Annotated in this window: 9 protein-coding genes; 8 read left to right on the top strand and 1 reads right to left on the bottom strand. The window is 40.2% G+C overall.

Translation table 11 applies throughout. From position 1 onward, the window contains the following. Positions 1-68: 68 nt before the first annotated feature. Complete coding sequence (locus tag BW935_RS14950; RefSeq protein ID WP_076502589.1) at positions 69-2264, bottom strand: heavy metal translocating P-type ATPase; 2196 nt, start codon at positions 2262-2264, stop codon at positions 69-71. Positions 2265-2476: 212 nt separating this feature from the next. Here BW935_RS14950 and bshC point away from each other — a divergent pair, with 212 nt between their 5' ends. From bshC to BW935_RS14905, 8 genes are all read left to right on the top strand, one after another. Further along, positions 2477-4045, top strand: a complete 1569-nt coding sequence (gene bshC, locus BW935_RS14945) for a bacillithiol biosynthesis cysteine-adding enzyme BshC (protein ID WP_076502588.1) — start codon at positions 2477-2479, stop codon at positions 4043-4045. Continuing rightward, positions 4038-4604, top strand: coding sequence for a 5-formyltetrahydrofolate cyclo-ligase (locus BW935_RS14940; RefSeq protein WP_076502587.1), 567 nt, complete (start codon positions 4038-4040; stop codon positions 4602-4604). Before bshC ends, BW935_RS14940 begins: the two co-directional genes overlap by 8 nt. A gap of 33 nt (positions 4605-4637) precedes the next feature. Continuing rightward, a complete protein-coding gene (locus BW935_RS14935) occupies positions 4638-5120 on the top strand; it encodes a hypothetical protein (RefSeq protein WP_076502586.1) in 483 nt (160 codons plus the stop codon). 527 nt (positions 5121-5647) lie between these two features. Then, positions 5648-8707 carry a SusC/RagA family TonB-linked outer membrane protein gene (locus tag BW935_RS14925; protein ID WP_076502584.1) on the top strand — a complete coding sequence of 1020 codons (3060 nt, stop codon included), beginning with the start codon at positions 5648-5650 and terminating at the stop codon, positions 8705-8707. 13 nt (positions 8708-8720) lie between these two features. Further along, positions 8721-10085 carry a RagB/SusD family nutrient uptake outer membrane protein gene (locus tag BW935_RS14920; RefSeq protein WP_076502583.1) on the top strand — a complete coding sequence of 455 codons (1365 nt, stop codon included), beginning with the start codon at positions 8721-8723 and terminating at the stop codon, positions 10083-10085. Between the two features lie 201 nt (positions 10086-10286). After that, the gene (locus tag BW935_RS14915) at positions 10287-13373 is read left to right on the top strand and encodes a SusC/RagA family TonB-linked outer membrane protein (protein ID WP_076502582.1); all 3087 of its coding nucleotides are present in this window, start codon (positions 10287-10289) and stop codon (positions 13371-13373) included. A 5-nt stretch (positions 13374-13378) separates the two neighbouring features. Continuing rightward, complete coding sequence (locus BW935_RS14910) at positions 13379-14740, top strand: RagB/SusD family nutrient uptake outer membrane protein (RefSeq protein ID WP_076502581.1); 1362 nt, start codon at positions 13379-13381, stop codon at positions 14738-14740. A gap of 302 nt (positions 14741-15042) precedes the next feature. Next, positions 15043-17841 (top strand): 2-oxoglutarate dehydrogenase E1 component, encoded by a 2799-nt coding sequence (locus BW935_RS14905; protein WP_076502580.1) that lies wholly within the window; start codon positions 15043-15045, stop codon positions 17839-17841. Positions 17842-17926: the final 85 nt, after the last annotated feature.

The raw sequence follows: 17926 nt of genomic DNA, 5'->3' as shown, positions 1-17926 counted from the left end.
TTGTCTATTCTATTCTCTTTTTGAAACTACTGTAGCCCCCAATAACTAATCCCTAATCTCCTAATCAGCTAATCCCTAATAACTCTTCTAAGCCTCAAGCTATTGCTTACCACAGAGACAGAGGAAAGTGCCATAGCGGCTCCTGCGATCATGGGGTTGAGTAGGAAGCCGAATGCTGGATATAACACACCTGCAGCCAAAGGAATTCCGATCACATTGTATATAAATGCCCAAAAGAGGTTTTGTTTGATGATTTTTACTGTTTTCCTGGTGAGTTGTAGTGCTTGGGGTATTTTGATCAAGTCAGCATGGACCAAAGTGATCTCTGCTACTTCCATTGCTATATCTGCCCCTTGCCCCATGGCAATACTCAGGTCAGCGATACTCAGTGCTTCACTGTCATTGATGCCATCTCCCACCATTGCTACTTTTCTGCCTTTGGCTTGAAGGTTTTTGATGTAGTTGGCCTTGTCCTCTGGAAGCATTTCAGCCTCGTATTGGCTGATGCCTACTGCATTGGCAATAAAAGCAGCCGTATTTTTTTGATCACCTGTAAGCATCTGAACTTCGATGTCCAAGGCTTGGAGTTGTTGGATGGCCTTGAGAGATGATGGCTTGACGGGGTCGGTGATTTTGAAAAAACCTAGAAAGTTTGTCTCCCTAGCAGCAAATACGATGATTGCTCCCTCTGCTAGGTATTGTTCGGCCTTTTTCAGCACTTTTTCATCTAGTATTACTTTTTCTGCTTTTAGCCACTTGAGGTTTCCTATGCGGTAAGTGACTTCTTGAAAGACTCCCACCACACCTTTTCCAGTGATGCTTTGGAAATTTTGGATAGGAGCGAGATCCCCTTTGAGGTATTCTGAAATGGCGTTGGCCAATGGATGATCACTCTTTTTTTCCAAGTTATAGAGCGCAGTATTATCTTTTTCTTGAAAAAACTCAGTGGCTTCAAAAGTTTCCACTTGAGGCTTCCCTTCTGTGATCGTACCAGTTTTGTCTAGGATCAAAGTGTCAATTTGAGTGCCTCTTTCTAGGCTTTCTGCATCTTTGATCAATACGCCAAGCTCTGCTCCATGCCCCATGGCGGCCATGATAGCCGTAGGAGTAGCCAAACCCAATGCGCATGGACAGGCGATCACATAGACGGTAATCATAGCCAACATCCCTCTGAGCCAAGCATCGGTAGTTCCGCTGAGTCCCCAAACGATTAAAGTGACAATTCCAATTACCAAAACTATTGGGACGAATATGGAGGCAATTTTATCCACAAGTTTCTGTACGGGAGCTTTTGATCCTTGAGCGGCTTTTACTCTTTGGATAATCTGTGAGAGGAGAGTTTGGCTACTTTCAGCATTGACAACAAAGACAAAACTTCCTGCTTGATTGATCGTGCCCGCGTACACATCGGAGTTGGGGGTTTTAGCTACTGGAATGGGCTCTCCTGTGAGCATACTCTCATCTACATAAGACTCCCCATCGATGATTTTTCCATCCAAAGGTATTTTCTGGCCAGGTTTGATCAGTACTTGCGCTCCTTTTTTTACTTCATCAGTCTTCATGAGTACTTCCAGCCCATTTTCCATGATGATCAATTCCTTTGGCTGTAAGCTCATTAATTTTTTTAAGGCCTCACCTGTTCCAGCTTTGGCTCCTGCTTCTAGCATTTTTCCAAGAAGGATGAAAAACAGAATCACCGCGGCTGCTTCAAAGTAGACATGTGGCTCAAGCCCCCTACTGATCAAGAAGTCAGGGAAGAAGGTGTTGAAAGTACTGTAGCAATAAGCGATGCCGGTACTGATAGCTACTAAAGAGTCCATGTTGGCGGACAGGTTTTTGGTCTGATTCCATGCGTTTTTGAAAAACTGGTTACCAAAAGCAAGCAGTATGGGCGTCGTCAATGCCCACATGATGTAATTTCCATAAGGCATGTGCATCCAAAACATCCCGATCATAAAAACAGGGAAGGCCAGTATGCCTGCATAAAGCGTTTTTTGTTTAAGTTTTTGATAAGCTTCTTGCTGTTTGTTATCCAATTCCTCTTGGGTAATGTCACCTATCAATAAATCATATCCGCTAGATTGAACGGCCTTTTGTAATTCTCCAATGCTTGTCTCCAAATCTTCCCATTCCACTATGGCGGTATGATTGGCATAGTTTACTGTGGCTGACTTTACGCCAGGACTGTTTTTCAATGTATTTTCTATTGAGACGGCACAAGCTGCACAACTCATGCCATCCACAGGAATTTCTTTCTTTTTCATTGTCGTTTGGTTTCAGTGTCTAATACTTTCTGAAAGACATCATCATATCCCAAAAATACGCCCATTTAGTTCAATACCTTTTATACAATTTTTGAAGATATTCAACAAGAATTAACCGTTCTTGTAATACCAGAAAATTTTCGAACTTTATGGTTTGTAAGCAAGTTAGTTGAACTTGTACCCAATATCTTCGCATACAACCCAATAATTCCATGATTAAAGCTACAGTGGAGCCCGCGTGTACCGGCCAATTCTCGCAATTATTTTTAGACTACTTGGCAGAGAAAAATGAATTGAGGGAGTTTTATAGTCACTTTCCTAAGATTGAGAATTTTGAGAAACTGATAGCAGCAAAGCAGTTTAGCCAAAGCAATAGAGAAATCTTGGTGGAAGCATTGGAGCGTCAGTATGCTGGTATAGACTTGACTGATGCATCTTTAGCTCAAATCAAAAGTTTGGGAGAAGCCCATACATTTACGGTGACGACTGGCCATCAGCTGAACTTATTTACAGGGCCACTATACTTTATTTATAAGATCGTCTCTACGATCAACCTTGCCAAGCAGCTCAAATCAAAGTATCCTAAGTACCATTTTGTACCTGTCTATTGGATGGGAGCGGAGGACCATGACTTTGATGAAGTCAATTATTTCAAATTGGATGGGAAGAAGTATCAGTGGCATACCAACCAACAAGGTGCAGTTGGGGAGTTTGAAATTGATGATTCATTCAGGGAGTTTCTAAAAACAGTTCCTTTTGCGCATCAAGTTTTTAAAGATGCCTATCTCAGTTCCAAGACGGTAGCAGAAGCTGCAAGAAAGTATGTTCATACCTTATTCGCAGCTGAAGGATTGGTCATCATTGATGGGAATGATGTAGCCTTGAAGAAGCTCTTGATTCCAGTAGTGGAAAGTGATCTTGTAGATCATATACCTTTTCAAAAGGCAAATGAAAAGACGGCTGCACTAGAGCAGTTAGGGTATAAAAGCCAGGTTTTCCCTCGCGAGATCAATTTTTTCTATATGGATAAGGGTGTCAGGGAGCGCATAGAAAAGGTAGGTGGTCAGTACCAGGTACTGAATACTTCCATGGTCTATAGTGAATCAGAAATCAAGGATTTGATCCAATCTCATCCAGAGCGATTCAGCCCCAATGTGGTGCTGAGGCCACTTTATCAGGAAATGATTCTTCCTAATATAGCCTATTTGGGTGGTCCAGCTGAGGTTGCCTATTGGTTTCAGTTGAAGGGTGTTTTTGAGTACTATCAGGTTCCATTTCCAGCTGTGATGCCTCGTAATTTTGCGGTCATTTTAGAGCCCTTGGCACAAAAGAAGCAAGAGCAATTAGGGTTGTCAGATATGGAATTGTTCCTAGATTTTGAAGCATGGAAAAAAGCGCATGTCGCTCAAAATGCCATATTGGATATTAGGTTAGCAGAAGAGAAGCAGCAACTGACCATGTTGATGACAGTGGCTTCGCAACGAGCTGTGAAAGTAGATGCCACTTTGGAGTCAGCTTTTGAGGCGGCCAAGGTGAGGACAATAAAAATATTAGATCACCTAGCTGGTAAGGTTAGAAAAGCTGAGGAACGCAGGTTAGCAACTGATTTGAATAGGATGCAGACTTTGAAGCAAATGATGTATCCTGATGGAAATCAACAGGAAAGGGTTGAAAACATGATGAAGTTTTATCTTGCTGATGAGGGCTTTATCGCTAAACTTTTGGCTAATTTTGATCCATTGGATTTCAATTATTTGATATTGAAGTTGGAAAATGAATAAGGAGCAAATTAGGGCTGAACATAGGAAAAAGAGGGCAGCGATGACTTCGCTTGAGATTCAGGAAAAGTCAGAACTGATTCATCAGCGCTTTCTTGATTTTTTGGTGAAATATCCTGAGATCAAGCATATGCATGTATTTTTATCCATCGAGCGACTCAAGGAAGTTGACAGTTTACCTTTGATAGCTGCTTTACTTGATCAAGGGTACCAACTTTATACATCGATTTTGGAGGCTGAGACAGGTGAGTTGGTGACTGTACGCTTGGAAACTTTAGATGATTTAGCATTTGATAGCTGGGGTATTCCAATTCCAAAAATGGCTAAAGAGGTAGTGACAGATCAAATCCAATTGGTCTTAGTACCACTCTTGGCATACGACCAAAAAGGGAATAGACTTGGCTATGGTAAAGGATATTACGATGGGTTTTTGAGTAAATTGGATCAGGAAGTATTGAAGGTGGGTGTAAGTTTTTTTGAGCCTGTAACAAAAATTGATCAAGAATGGCACGATATTCCCTTAGATTTGTGCATCACTCCTCAGGAGGTGTTTTTCTTTTAATTATTTGATATATTTATTCTAAACTACAAAAACATGAAAAAGGTAATTTACACGCTTGTAATCCTCGCCTTTATGGCTGTAGGTAATGAAACTTTGGCACAAGGTTACAACACGGGGATCGGTTTGAGAGCTGGTGTTGGCAATGGTCTGACTGTGAAACATTTTCTAACTGAAAAAGGCGCCATTGAGGGTATCTTGCATTCTAGGTGGAGAGGCTTGGTCATTACGGGTCTCTATGAAGTGCACAATGACATTCGTGAAGTACGAGGTTTGCGTTGGTTTTATGGTGGAGGTGCCCATATTGGTACTTGGAATGCTAATAGGGGAAATACTCCTTGGGGCGAGCCTAACAGAAGCTATACTGTGATCGGTTTGGATGGAATCATTGGTTTAGATTATAAATTCACCGATGCACCAATCAACTTATCCTTAGATTATAAGCCGGCATTCAATATTTCTGGCTACACAGGATGGTGGGGTGATGAGGTTGCACTGTCGATTCGATTTACATTCTAAGTTATCTAATTAGCTCTTTTTGAAAGCCATGGATTTATTTCATGGCTTTTTCTTTTTTAACGAAGTATGTGATCAAATTTTCTAGAAGTTTGAATGAAGTGTTTGAAATGATTATAGTAGGATTTTATAGTGTATTGAGCAAGATGGTTTATCAGTTGAAAATAATTATTTTAAATTGCTCAAATTTTAAAAAAAGGGTATCCATTCCAAGATGGGAAAGTTTCAGAATTAATATGATCTATAAGATTTTTTTATGGAATAAAATTCTTTTTGTGGATTGAAAGCATTGTTTTGCCAAACAATTTATTAATTCACCTTTTAAACAAAAAAAAGACCGCTTGGTCCCATTTGGTATGTTGATTTTTTGATTTCAAAATTTATTTTTGTTGTATTTGATTATGATCGCTATTAAATATTGAGAAAATACAATAGAATATAATTTTAAATGGTTTTTGATCATTTTACAGGTATTTTGATAATTTGTTAAATAGCGCAATATTTACAGTTCAACTAAACTAAATTACCTTATGAGAAAAGCTTTACTCTTTGTTATTGCGCTTTTTGCTTTGGTACTTCATCAAGAAGTAACAGCGCAACAGCGTCAAATTTCGGGGACGGTAATTTCTTCTGAAGATGGTGAACCTCTACCAGGGGTGAATATCTTGGTGAAAGGAACTACACGTGGCGCGATTTCAGACTTGGATGGTCGGTATACCATACAAGCCAATGCAAACGAAACCTTGGTGTTTTCATTTGTTGGATTTGTTTCCCAAGAATTTGCAGTGGGAAGCTCCTCTACCATCAACGTAACGCTAAACCCAGATGCCAAAACCCTTGGTGAAGTAGTGGTGGTGGGTTACGGTAGTACTACCAAAGGTGATTTGACAGGGAATATTGCTTCTGTCAAAGGAGATGCCTTGGCAACTGTACCAGTTCCCAACTTCCAAGAAGCACTTCAAGGTAGAATGGCTGGTGTATTTGTAGAATCTTCTAGTGGAAAATTGGGAGAAGGTGTAAAGATCCGTGTTCGTGGTACCACATCTATCTCTGGGGGTAATGATCCTCTTTATGTGATCGATGGTATTCCTATGACCACGACTGGTGCGATTGGACTTTACAATCCACTTTCTGACATCAACTTCAATGATATTGAGTCTTTTGAAGTTTTGAAAGATGCTTCTGCTGCTGCAATTTATGGTGCACGGGCAGCAAATGGCGTAGTTTTGATCACGACTAGATCAGGAGCCAAAGGTAAAACCAAGTTCAATGTGGGTATTCAAAGAGGGGTGTCTTCTCCTACTAGATTGAGAGAGTTTTTGAATGCTTCTGAATTTGTTGAGTTGATGAGAGAGGCGGGTAACAACATCGATAGGATTTATTTTGGAGCAGATCCATTGAATAATCCTGCTGATTATCCAGGCTCAGAGCTGCAGTTTGTAGATAGTCGTTTGGACAGATACTCTGGTTGGTCAGATTGGAGAACAGGAGAAACAGATACAGATTGGCAAAAGCAAGCTTTCAATCCTAATGCAGGCACGTTGAATGTAAATTTCTCTGCTTCTGGGGGCGACGAGAAGACCAGATTTTTCTTTTCAGGAGCTTATGACAAGCAGGATGGAATTTTGATCAGAAATGATTTTGAAAGAGTTTCTGCCAGGTTGAATTTAGATCATTCTGTTTCTGATCGATTTACAGTTGGTGCAAACTTCGGTTTGACAAGAACCCAAAATAATAGATTGGCGGATGATAATCAGTTCAACAACCCAATGCAATTGGTGGCGCTAGCGCCGATCACTCCCATTAGAGATTTGAATGGGCAGCTGTATGATAGACCAACGGCTACTTATTACAACAACTTGATTGATTCTGAAAATGCAGAATGGTTGAATACTTCTTTTAGAAATATCACCAATGTATTTGGGGAGTACAAATTAAGAGATGATTTGAGGTTCCGCTCTGAGTTTGGAGTAGATATCATGAACCAAAATGAAGAGCAATTCTTTGGTTCTAGGACCAATCTTGGTCTTTCTACCAATGGTTTTGGTAGATCTAGATGGACTAGAATTTTCAATTACAATACGAACAATTACTTCACTTACACCAAAAATTTTGCTGACAAGCATAATTTAGAAGCGATTGCTGGGATGTCCTTCCAGAAGTCTGATCAATATTTCACTTTTGTTGAGGGGCAAGAATTTCCGCTTGACGAATTGAGAACACTTGCTTCTGCTGCAGAAATCATAGGTGGTTCTTCTTCTGTGACCAACTTCTCTTTCTTGTCTTACTTCACAAGAGTAAATTACAAGTATGCGGATAAATATTTGGCAACTTTAAGTGCAAGGATAGACGGGTCTTCTAGATTTGGAGAAAACAATAAGTATGGTTTCTTCCCAGCGGCTTCCGTGGGTTGGATTTTGTCAGAAGAGGGTTTCTTGAAAGGTAATGAAAAACTGAGCTTGTTAAAGTTGAGAGCTTCATATGGTCTGACAGGAAATGCTGAAATTGGGAACTTTGATCACCTAGGTTTGTATGGATCGGCAGCTTATGCTTTGATTCCAGGTTTGAGACCAACACAGATTCCCAATCCAAACTTGACTTGGGAAAAAACGGCTCAGTTGGACTTGGGGGTTGAATTCGCCTTATTCAATGATAGAATCACGGGGGAGCTTGATTTTTACGACAAAAACACCTCAGATTTATTGTTGAATGTTCCAGTACCGGCTACTTCTGGATTCAATATTCAGAGACAGAATATCGGTAGAATGCAAAACTACGGGGTGGAAATTGTCCTCAACTCAGTCAATGTTGCCAGACAGGACTTCACCTGGAATACATCTTTCAACTTTGCTAGAAACATCAATAGGGTGAGAGAGCTTGCTCCGGGTCAGACTTCCATTCCTCCAGCTTCTTCGAGGTTCTTGAATGGCGTATTTATAGGTCAGTCAATCGGGGTGTTTTATGGTCCAGCTTATGCAGGTGTAGACCCAGCTAATGGCGATGCACTTTACTATACCAATGCAGAAAGAACTGAGACTACTAATGACTACAACGAGGCTGAAAGACAATTTGTAGGTGATCCAAATCCGAAATTCTTTGGAGGTATTACCAATAACTTGACCTATAAAAACTTTGATTTGAGTATCCTTTTCCAAGGTGTATATGGCAATGACATCTTCGATGGTGGTGGAGGTTTCTTTGCCGCAAATGGAGATTGGTTTGATAACTCTACCAGAGACCAAATGAGAAGATGGCAAAATCCAGGAGACATCACTGATGTTCCTCAGGCGAGATTGGGTGACTGTAATGGTTGTCAGGCATCTAGCAGATACATTTCGGATGGTAGCTATTTGAGATTGAGAACCTTGACTTTTGGGTACAATATTCCAAAAGCACAGTTAGAGAGATTCAAGGTAAACTCCATGCGTGTGTTCTTCACAGGACAGAACCTGTTGACATTGACCAATTACAAAGGATGGGATCCTGAGGTGAATGCAGATTACTTGGCAAGTAATGTCTTCCAAGGCAATGATTTCTACTCTGCACCACAGGCTAAGACTTTCTCTTTGGGTATTAATGTAGGATTTTAAATAAGATACGAAGATGAAAAAATATATAATCACGGGATTAATAGGATTGACAGCAGTTTTTAGTAGCTGTGACGATCAATTGTTCATCTCTCCACAACAAAGTATCGATCAAAGCTTGGCATTGAATTCTGATGCTAATGTAAAGAGTGTTTTGTTGGGGGCATATGCAGAAATGAGAAGTACGTCCCTTTACGGAGGTAGATTACAGCTGTATTCAGAAATGCTAGGAGCAAACAATGAAGTAAGGTGGGAAGGTACTTTCAATCAACCAAGGGAGATGTTTAACAAGCAGATATTCGTGAACAACTCTTTTGTGGAGGGTACTTGGGCTGCAGCTTACAGAGCGATTAACGTAGCCAACAACGTGCTCTCTGCCTTGGATGTAGTGAATGAATCAGACAGAGGAAGAGTAGAAGGAGAAGCTTTGTTTATCAGAGGCTCGATGTATTTTGAATTGATCAAGCTTTATGCTCAGCCTTACACATCAGGTAATGTGAGTTCAAATCTTGGGGTTCCACTGGTGTTGCAGCCTACTCGTCAGATTGACGAAGAGAGTTTTGTAAGCAGAAATACCGTAGAAGAAGTATATCAACAGATTCTCAATGATTTGAATAGAGCGGAATCATTGTTGCCTGCTGTGAATTCATTCTTGGCTAGAAACTATGTAGTATCGGCTCAGCTATCTCGTGTATACCTACAAATGGAAAGATTTGGAGATGCTAGAGATGCCGCTAATAGAGCGATCAATACTGCTACTACGAATGGGAAAAGCTTGGTGCCGGTATTTATGAATGCTTTCAACACGGACAATGACTCTCAGGAAGATTTGTTTACTATTCAAGTCAATACCCAGGATCCTGCTAATGACATGTTCTTGTTCTACTCCTTGCCTCAGTTTGGTGCAAGAGGTGGAGATGTGGCGATACTTTCTCAGCATATTGCACAATACGAGGCTGACGATGATAGATTGGATCAATTCTTCTTTGATGCAGGTGAGGAAAGAACAGCCAAGTGGAGGGATCAATTTAAGAATGTAAAAGTGATGCGCTTGGCTGAGTTATATCTGACAAGAGCAGAGGCAAATTTAAGAGCCAGCACTACAACAGGAGCCACACCGCTAGAAGATATCAATAGAGTGAGGGCTCGTGTCGGCCTTCCAGCTTTGACTACGGTGACTTTGGAGCAGATTTTAAGAGAAAGAAAGCTTGAGTTGGCACACGAAGGTCATGCGATTCATGATGTGAAAAGGACTCGTGGTTCGGTGACAGAAGGAAATACCACTTATCAATTTAACGATCCTAGGATGGTATTCCCGATTCCACAGAGAGAGATGGATGCCAATCCGAATTTGGTACAGAACCAAGGGTATGGAGGGTAATTAAAATAAATTGAAACAATAAGAGAAGAGGCTTGTTACAGACAGGCCTCTTTTTTTATTTTATTATAAGTAAAATTTGCATAATTAAATTTTATAATAGAGCCCATTCACTATAATAATATAACGATTATTATTTTTTTTTGAATTGTAAACTATTTTCCCAATATTTGAAGGCTAAAAAAAAAATAAATCAACTATTGTATGAGAAAAGTATTACTAATCATTTTGTCGCTTTTCGCTTTTTCCTTCCATGGGGAGGTCTGGGCGCAGCAGCGACAGGTAACAGGTACAGTAATCTCGGCAGAAGATAACCTTCCCTTGCCGGGAGTGAATATTCGTATCAAAGGTACCACGAGAGGTGCGATTACCGATATCGATGGAAAGTATTCCATCCAAGCTTCTGAGAACGAGACATTGGTCTATTCCTTTGTGGGATTTCTTTCTCAAGAAGCAGCTGTAGGAAATAGGTCTTCTATAGACATCACGCTACAATTAGACTCTAAAACCTTGAGTGAAGTAGTCGTTGTAGGTTATGGAAGTGTGGAGAAAAAGGAATTGACTGGTTCTGTTGGGCAGTTGAATGCTGCTATCATCAAGGACGTACCTGCGCTCGGTATTGATCAAGCTTTGCAAGGTCGTATAGCAGGTGTACAGATTACTCAAAATGCTGGTACTCCGGGTGCTGGTATTTCTGTTAGGGTGAGAGGTTCATCTTCTATTTCTGCTTCCAATCAGCCTTTATTTGTAATAGATGGCGTACCAATGACCACGGGAGATCCTTCTCAGCTTGGTTTTGGTGGACAGTCATCGAATGCTTTAGCTGACTTGAATCCAAATGACATCGAGTCTATGGAAGTATTGAAAGATGCTGCTGCTGCTGCGATCTATGGCTCAAGAGCTGCCAATGGTGTGGTTTTGATTACTACCAAAAGAGGTGCAGATCAGAAAACACAGGTAAACTTGAATGTATATGGCGGGACACAACAATTGTGGAATGAGCCAAGATTCTTGGATAGAGATGGCTACTTGGACTTGTTCAAAGATGCCTTTTCAGAGGATTTCTTCGGTGTTCCTTCTTCTGAAATTTCTGATGAAGAGATCCTAGATTTCTATTATGGAGGCTTGCCTTATGGAGATGATGTCAATACCAATTGGGTGAGAGAAGTAACTAGGTCAGCTCCGATTCAAAATTATGAATTGAGTATCAGTGGAGGTAATGAAAGGACAAAGTACTACATTTCAGGTAACTACTTTGACCAGCAAGGTACAGTGATCAATTCAAGTTATTCTAGGATGTCAACTAGGTTCAACCTAGATCATAAAATCAATGACAGATTTGAAATTTCATTCAACTCGGGTATCAGTAGAGCGGTTCAAAACAGGATCGTTTCAGATAATACTTTGAATGGTCCTTTTGCAAACTCACTTGCCGCCTCACCATTGTGGCCAGTATTTGAAGAAAATGGTTCATATACAAGACCACAATTCTTCTATTCCAACCCTGTAGCTGAGGGAACAGAAAATGATGATGAAAACCAATCCATTAGAATTTTCACCAATGCTTTGGCCAAATATAAAGTTACCGAAGGTTTGAACTTCAATGTTAGAGTTGGTGCTGATGTTTTGAACTTCTCTGAAAGAAGATATACACCTGACAACTATCCAGGTTCTTCTTCAACTGCAGAAGGTGGCTCAGGATCTTTCTCTACCAATAACCCTATCAAATGGGTTGCTGAAGCATTTATTGACTATTCAAAAGTATTTGAAGGTGGTCATAGCTTAAATCTTGTAGCAGGTCACAATAGAGAAGAAAACTTGATTTCATCTTCTTTTGTAAGAGGTATCCAGTTCCCAGGTGATAGATTCAGATACATCGGAGCAGCAGCTTTGGTAAATGAAGGGTCTAACAACTTCGTAGGCTGGGGCTTAGAATCCTACTTTGGTAGGGTGAATTACAGTTTCAAAGAGAGGTATTTGTTTAGCTCTTCATTTAGAGCAGATGCGTCTTCAAGGTTTGGTCCAAACAACAGATGGGGTTACTTCCCGTCAGTTTCTGCTGGTTGGAGAATCAATGAAGAAGCTTTCATGAGCGATTTAGATCTTTTCTCTGATTTGAAATTGAGAGGGTCATTTGGTCTTACCGGTAATCAGGAGATTGGTAATTTCTCATGGAGAGGTTTAGTTGGTGCTGGAAACTACTTAGGTTCTCCATCCATTGTTCCAGTTCAGTTGGGTAACCCTGATTTGAAATGGGAAAATACAGCTCAAACTGATATTGGACTTGACATGGGCTTGTTTAATGGTCGATTGACATTGGTTGCGGACTATTATTACAAGAAAACAACTGACTTACTTTTTGCTAGACCCATTCCTACACAAAATGGATATGGTTCTTATCAATCAAATATTGGATCAGTTGAGAATAAGGGTTGGGAATTTACAGTGTCTACTGTAAACATTGACAGACCTAATGGACTTAATTGGAGAACTGACTTGAACTTGACCTTCAATAGAAACAAAATCCTTGAATTGTATGAAGGAGAGGATGTGTTCTATGGTTTTGGTGGAAACTCTTTAGTATTGAGGGAAGGGTTCCCAATAGGAACTTTCTATGGTCTAATTGCAGACGGTGTATTTGCAACTCAAGCAGATGTCCCTGATTCTAGACAAGCTTTTGGAATTAGAGCTGGTGATATGAATTATAGAGATATCAATGGAGATGGAATTATTACTGATGATGATTTCACTGTAATTGGTAATGCTCAACCAAAGTTCTTTGGTGGTTTCACCAACACCTTTAGCTACAAGGGTTTCGATGCTCAGATCTTCATGCAATTCTCTTACGGAAATGAAATCTGGAATGCAGCTGGTTCTTTCCAAGAAGGGATGTTTGCTAACTTCTTCGATGACAACAATAGAGCAACTGTAGAAAATAGATGGAGATCAGAAGACAATCCTGGTAATGGTCAAGTGCCAAGAGCTGCTTGGGATGTGTCTGCTAATAGAAATAACCAATCAAACACCACTAGATTTATCGAAGATGGATCTTACTTAAGAGTGAAGAACTTGGTTATTGGATATAGATTGCCACAGCAAACACTCGAAAGGTTGAAATTGAGAAGTGTAAGATTCTATGCACAAGCACAGAACTTATTGACATTCACAAACTATTCTGGTTTTGATCCTGAGGTGAACTTTGCAGGAACTTCTAATACCACAATTGGTGTAGATTTCTACACTTTCCCGCAGCCTAGAACTTATACATTTGGTGTTAACATAGGATTTTAATCAATATGAAAAGATTTAATATATATAACTACTTGGTTGTCCTGCTGCTGTTAGTCGGTGTGTCTTGTGATACACTAGAACAGGAGCCTGTAAACCAAATTGATGTTGATGGTGCAATTACTACTAATAGAAATGCACAATTGGCCTTGGCAGGTATGTACAATGCCATGCAAAGTGGAAACTATTACGGATTAAGATATCTGTATTATCAAGATGTGTACACAGATAATTTAGCTCATGCTGGTACTTTTACAACAGATCAAGAGGTAAGTTCTAGAAGAATAAATCCTTCTAACCTCCAAATAAGAAGTACATGGCAGACAATGTACAGTGTGATCAGAAATGCCAATTTTGTAATCTTCTCAGCTCCGAATATTGAAAATATTTCTGATGCTCAGAGATTGGCTATAATTGCAGAAGCCAGATTCCTTAGGGCTTACGTGTACTTTGATATGCTCAGAGTATTCGGTGGTGTTCCTATCGTTGAGGATTTCATCGCAGATACAGAAAGCTTGAATTTTGCTCCAAGAGCTTCTTCTCAAGAAATGTATCAATTTATCATTGATGATTTGACATTTGCAGAGCAGAATATAGGTAATACACCTAATGCTCCATTTAGAGCAAGAAGATTCGCAGCTACAGCTTTGCTAGCAAGAGTATATTTACAGCAAGGCAATAATGCTTTGGCAGCTCAGAAAGCTTCTGAGGTTATCAATTCGGGAGTTTATACGCTACAATCTACTTATGCTGATATCTTTAGAATCAAAGGAAATAATGAAATGATTCTTGAGTTGAATTTCACCAATGTATCTGGTGACCAAAGTACTCTTGCTATTTCCTCAGATCCAGCTACAGCAGGACAGAAATTTTATTTGAGACCAGCTTTCTTTAACCTTTTCCAATCGGCAGGTTCTAATGGAGATGTTAGGTTTAACGCTTCTGTACTTCAACAAGGTAATGTTCTAAGAGTTGTAAAATACTTTAGATCGGCTACCAATGATGACAATGTTCCTTTGATCAGACTTGCAGAGATGTTTATGATCAGAGCAGAAGCAAATGCTAGAGCTGCTGGTACTGGCTTGTTGACCAATACGCAGATCATAGACGATATTAATGTCATCAGAAATAGAGCAGGTCTATCCAGTCTATTACTTACTGATTTATTGACGAATGAGGCAGCCTTGACTGAAATTCTTCAGCAGAGAAGACTAGAGTTTGCATTTGAAGGTCATAGATATACCGATTTGCTACGATATGGTACTGTAGGAGAGCTATTCCCTGCCAATGAACAATTTAGAGTGATTTGGCCAATACCACTTCAAGAGATTGAAGTGAATAATAACCTCGTCCAAAATGATGGATACTAATCTTTGATTTTACACTTTAAAAAGGCGCCGATTGGCGCCTTTTTTATTTTTCAATGACCCAAAGAGCTATATCTCGCTAATCATTATAGTTACTTCTTTCCCTAATTTTAATTTGTTTAATTCTGCCAATCCATAGAAAATTTTACTTATCGGCATACTGTTTATTTGATTCTCGAGAAAATTCTGAATCATGTTTTGAATGTCTATTGATAAGATAATCAAATATATTTGGATAAACGAATATACGATTTTCAATAGCAAACATAACTAGGTACCTTTGTGTTGTTAGCAAAAACTCAATCATGGATAAATATTCCTATATCGCCAATGCACATGTAGCCTACATAGATGAGCTATATGCAGCATACAAGAACAATCCCGAATCTGTTGATCCAAGTTGGAAGACATTTTTTGATGGTTTTGAATTTGCCATCACCCAATATGGAGAAGATGAAAACGGTGGAGCGCAAGTTACCAATATTTCGAGCAGCCAACCCGCAGCCAATGGCTCACTTGCTACACGCGGTACCATCATGGATATGGAGCAACTGCCGAAGGAAATCAAAGTAAGGGCCTTGATTCATGCACATAGATCGAGAGCGCACTTAAGATCCAAGACCAACCCTGTCAGAGAAAGAAGAGACAGGAAGGCACTGATCGACCTAGAAGATTTTGGTTTGGATCAAAATGACCTCAATACCGAATTTCAAGCTGGTAACGAAATTGGAATAGGTGCTGCTAAGCTTTCCAAAATCGTAGAGTCATTGAAGACCATCTACGAAGGCCCGATGGGTTTTGAGTATCTCTACATCAGAGATCCTGAGATGTTGGATTGGTTGAAAACCAAAATTGAAAAGGAAGCCCTAGCGTTCAATCCTCCGACAGAAGAGAAAAAGAGAATCCTCTCCAAACTAAATGAGGCAGTAGTTTTTGAAAACTTCCTACACACCAAGTATCTCGGGCAGAAGCGTTTTTCATTGGAAGGTGGCGAAAGTACCATTCCTTTCTTGGATGCAGTAATCAATAAGGGAGCTGAGCTAGGTGTAGAAGAAGTGATGATCGGTATGGCACACCGAGGCAGACTCAATGTGCTTGCCAATATCATGGGGAAAACTTATGAGCAGATTTTTTCTGAATTCGAAGGAACAGCCAAGCCTGACCTGACCATGGGTGATGGTGATGTGAAGTACCACATGGGCTATTCTAGTGATATCACCACCCAAGATGATAAGAAAGTAAACTTAAAACTTGCTCCAAATCCATCTCACTTAGAAGCTGTAAATCCCGTAGTGGAAGGTTTTATCAGAGCAAAGATTGATGCTCAACACAAAGGAGACTCTACCAAAGCACTCCCAATTTTGATCCATGGTGATGCAGCTGTAGCAGGACAAGGCATCGTATATGAAGTGACACAGATGGCAGGTCTGAAAGGCTACAATACTGGTGGGACTATTCATTTTGTGATCAATAATCAAGTAGGTTTTACGACTGATTTTGATGATGCCAGAACATCCATCTATTGTACAGATGTCGCGAAGATCATCGATGCACCAGTAATTCACGTCAATGGTGACAATGCCGAGGCAGTTGTATTCGCGGCTAAACTTGCCGCAGAATTCCGTCAGAAGTTCAAGAAAGATATTTTTGTGGATATGGTCTGCTACAGACGTCATGGTCATAATGAGTCTGACGAACCTAAGTTCACTCAGCCAGAGCTATACAACATCATTTCAAAGCACCCTAATCCAAGAGAAATCTACGTCAAGCGATTGACCGAAAGAGGAGATTTGGATGCGAAGATTGCCAAGCAAATGGATGCTGAGTTTAGGCAATTGCTTCAAGATAGATTGAATATGGTCAAAGAAAAACCTTTACCATATCAGTTTACCAAATTTGAGCAAGAGTGGCAATCGATGAGAAGGTCCAAGCCTGAGGATTTTGAGCAATCTCCTGAGACGGCCATCTCAAATGATCAAATCGAAAAAGTAGCAGAAGCGATCACCCAAGTTCCTAAGGGCTTCAAACCTATCAAGCAAATTGATATCCAATTGAAGCAGAGAAAGGACATGTTTTTTAATGCCAAGTCATTGAACTGGGCATCAGCAGAGTTGCTGGCTTATGGTTCATTGCTTTTGGAAGGGAAGACTGTAAGAATCACTGGCCAAGATGTGCAGAGAGGAACTTTCTCACATAGACACGCAGTGGTACATGATTCCACGACTAATAAGCCTTACAATTTCCTCAAGGAAATGAAGGATAGCAAGGGGCTTTTCTCTATCTACAACTCACTCTTATCAGAATATGCTGTGCTAGGATTCGAATATGGTTATGCCATGGCCAATCCACATTCATTGACTATTTGGGAAGCACAGTTTGGGGATTTTGCCAATGGTGCACAGACCATGATTGATCAGTTCATCTCTTCTGGTGAATCAAAATGGCAGAAAATGAACGGATTAGTAATGCTCCTGCCTCATGGCTATGAAGGTCAAGGGCCTGAGCATTCCAATGCAAGACCTGAGCGATTCTTACAGCTTTCTGCTGAATATAATATGGTGGTGGCCAACATCACCGAGCCTTCTAACTTTTTTCACTTGCTAAGAAGACAGGTTGCTTGGGAGTTTAGAAAGCCTTGTGTGGTCATGTCTCCAAAGTCACTGCTTCGTCATCCAAAGGTGATGTCGCCAATTGAGGAATTTACTTCTGGAAGATTTAGGGAAATCATCCTCGATCAGACTGTAAAAGCCAAAGATGTGAAGCGAGTTGTCTTGTGTTCTGGAAAGATCTACTATGACCTAGAAGAAGTCAGAGAGAAAGAAAAGGTAAAAGATGTAGCCATCATCAGAGTAGAGCAGCTGCATCCACTTCCTAAGAAGCAAATCATGGATGCCTTGAAAGCTTACAAAGGAGCAGAAGTAGTATGGGTGCAAGAAGAGCCTGAAAACATGGGTTATTGGAACTACATTTTGAGAATGATGTGGAAAGATCTTCCAATGGATGTAATCGCTCGTAAGATGAGTGCATCTCCAGCCACAGGTTACAACAAGGTACACGTGGAGGAGCAAAATAATATTGTAAAACAAGCATTAAAACTTTCATAAAACCCCTAGTCCCAGTTGAGCTGGGATTTAGGTTTAATTTAAATTTATTCATGTTAAATTAACCTTAAGCAAATCATTCGCTTGG

This window comes from Belliella pelovolcani (genome assembly GCF_900156785.1).
GTDB lineage: Bacteria > Bacteroidota > Bacteroidia > Cytophagales > Cyclobacteriaceae > Belliella > Belliella pelovolcani.
Note: the sequence above shows the minus strand (reverse complement) of the source record. Positions and strands in the feature narration are given on the sequence as shown.

Excerpts from the sequence above, each read along its gene's own strand:
- BW935_RS14950 (WP_076502589.1), bottom strand. The coding sequence starts at position 2,264 with ATGAAAAAGAAAGAAATTCCTGTGGATGGCATGAGTTGTGCAGCTTGT.
- bshC (WP_076502588.1), top strand. The coding sequence starts at position 2,477 with ATGATTAAAGCTACAGTGGAGCCCGCGTGTACCGGCCAATTCTCGCAA.
- BW935_RS14940 (WP_076502587.1), top strand. The coding sequence starts at position 4,038 with ATGAATAAGGAGCAAATTAGGGCTGAACATAGGAAAAAGAGGGCAGCG.
- BW935_RS14935 (WP_076502586.1), top strand. The coding sequence starts at position 4,638 with ATGAAAAAGGTAATTTACACGCTTGTAATCCTCGCCTTTATGGCTGTA.
- BW935_RS14925 (WP_076502584.1), top strand. The coding sequence starts at position 5,648 with ATGAGAAAAGCTTTACTCTTTGTTATTGCGCTTTTTGCTTTGGTACTT.
- BW935_RS14920 (WP_076502583.1), top strand. The coding sequence starts at position 8,721 with ATGAAAAAATATATAATCACGGGATTAATAGGATTGACAGCAGTTTTT.
- BW935_RS14915 (WP_076502582.1), top strand. The coding sequence starts at position 10,287 with ATGAGAAAAGTATTACTAATCATTTTGTCGCTTTTCGCTTTTTCCTTC.
- BW935_RS14910 (WP_076502581.1), top strand. The coding sequence starts at position 13,379 with ATGAAAAGATTTAATATATATAACTACTTGGTTGTCCTGCTGCTGTTA.
- BW935_RS14905 (WP_076502580.1), top strand. The coding sequence starts at position 15,043 with ATGGATAAATATTCCTATATCGCCAATGCACATGTAGCCTACATAGAT.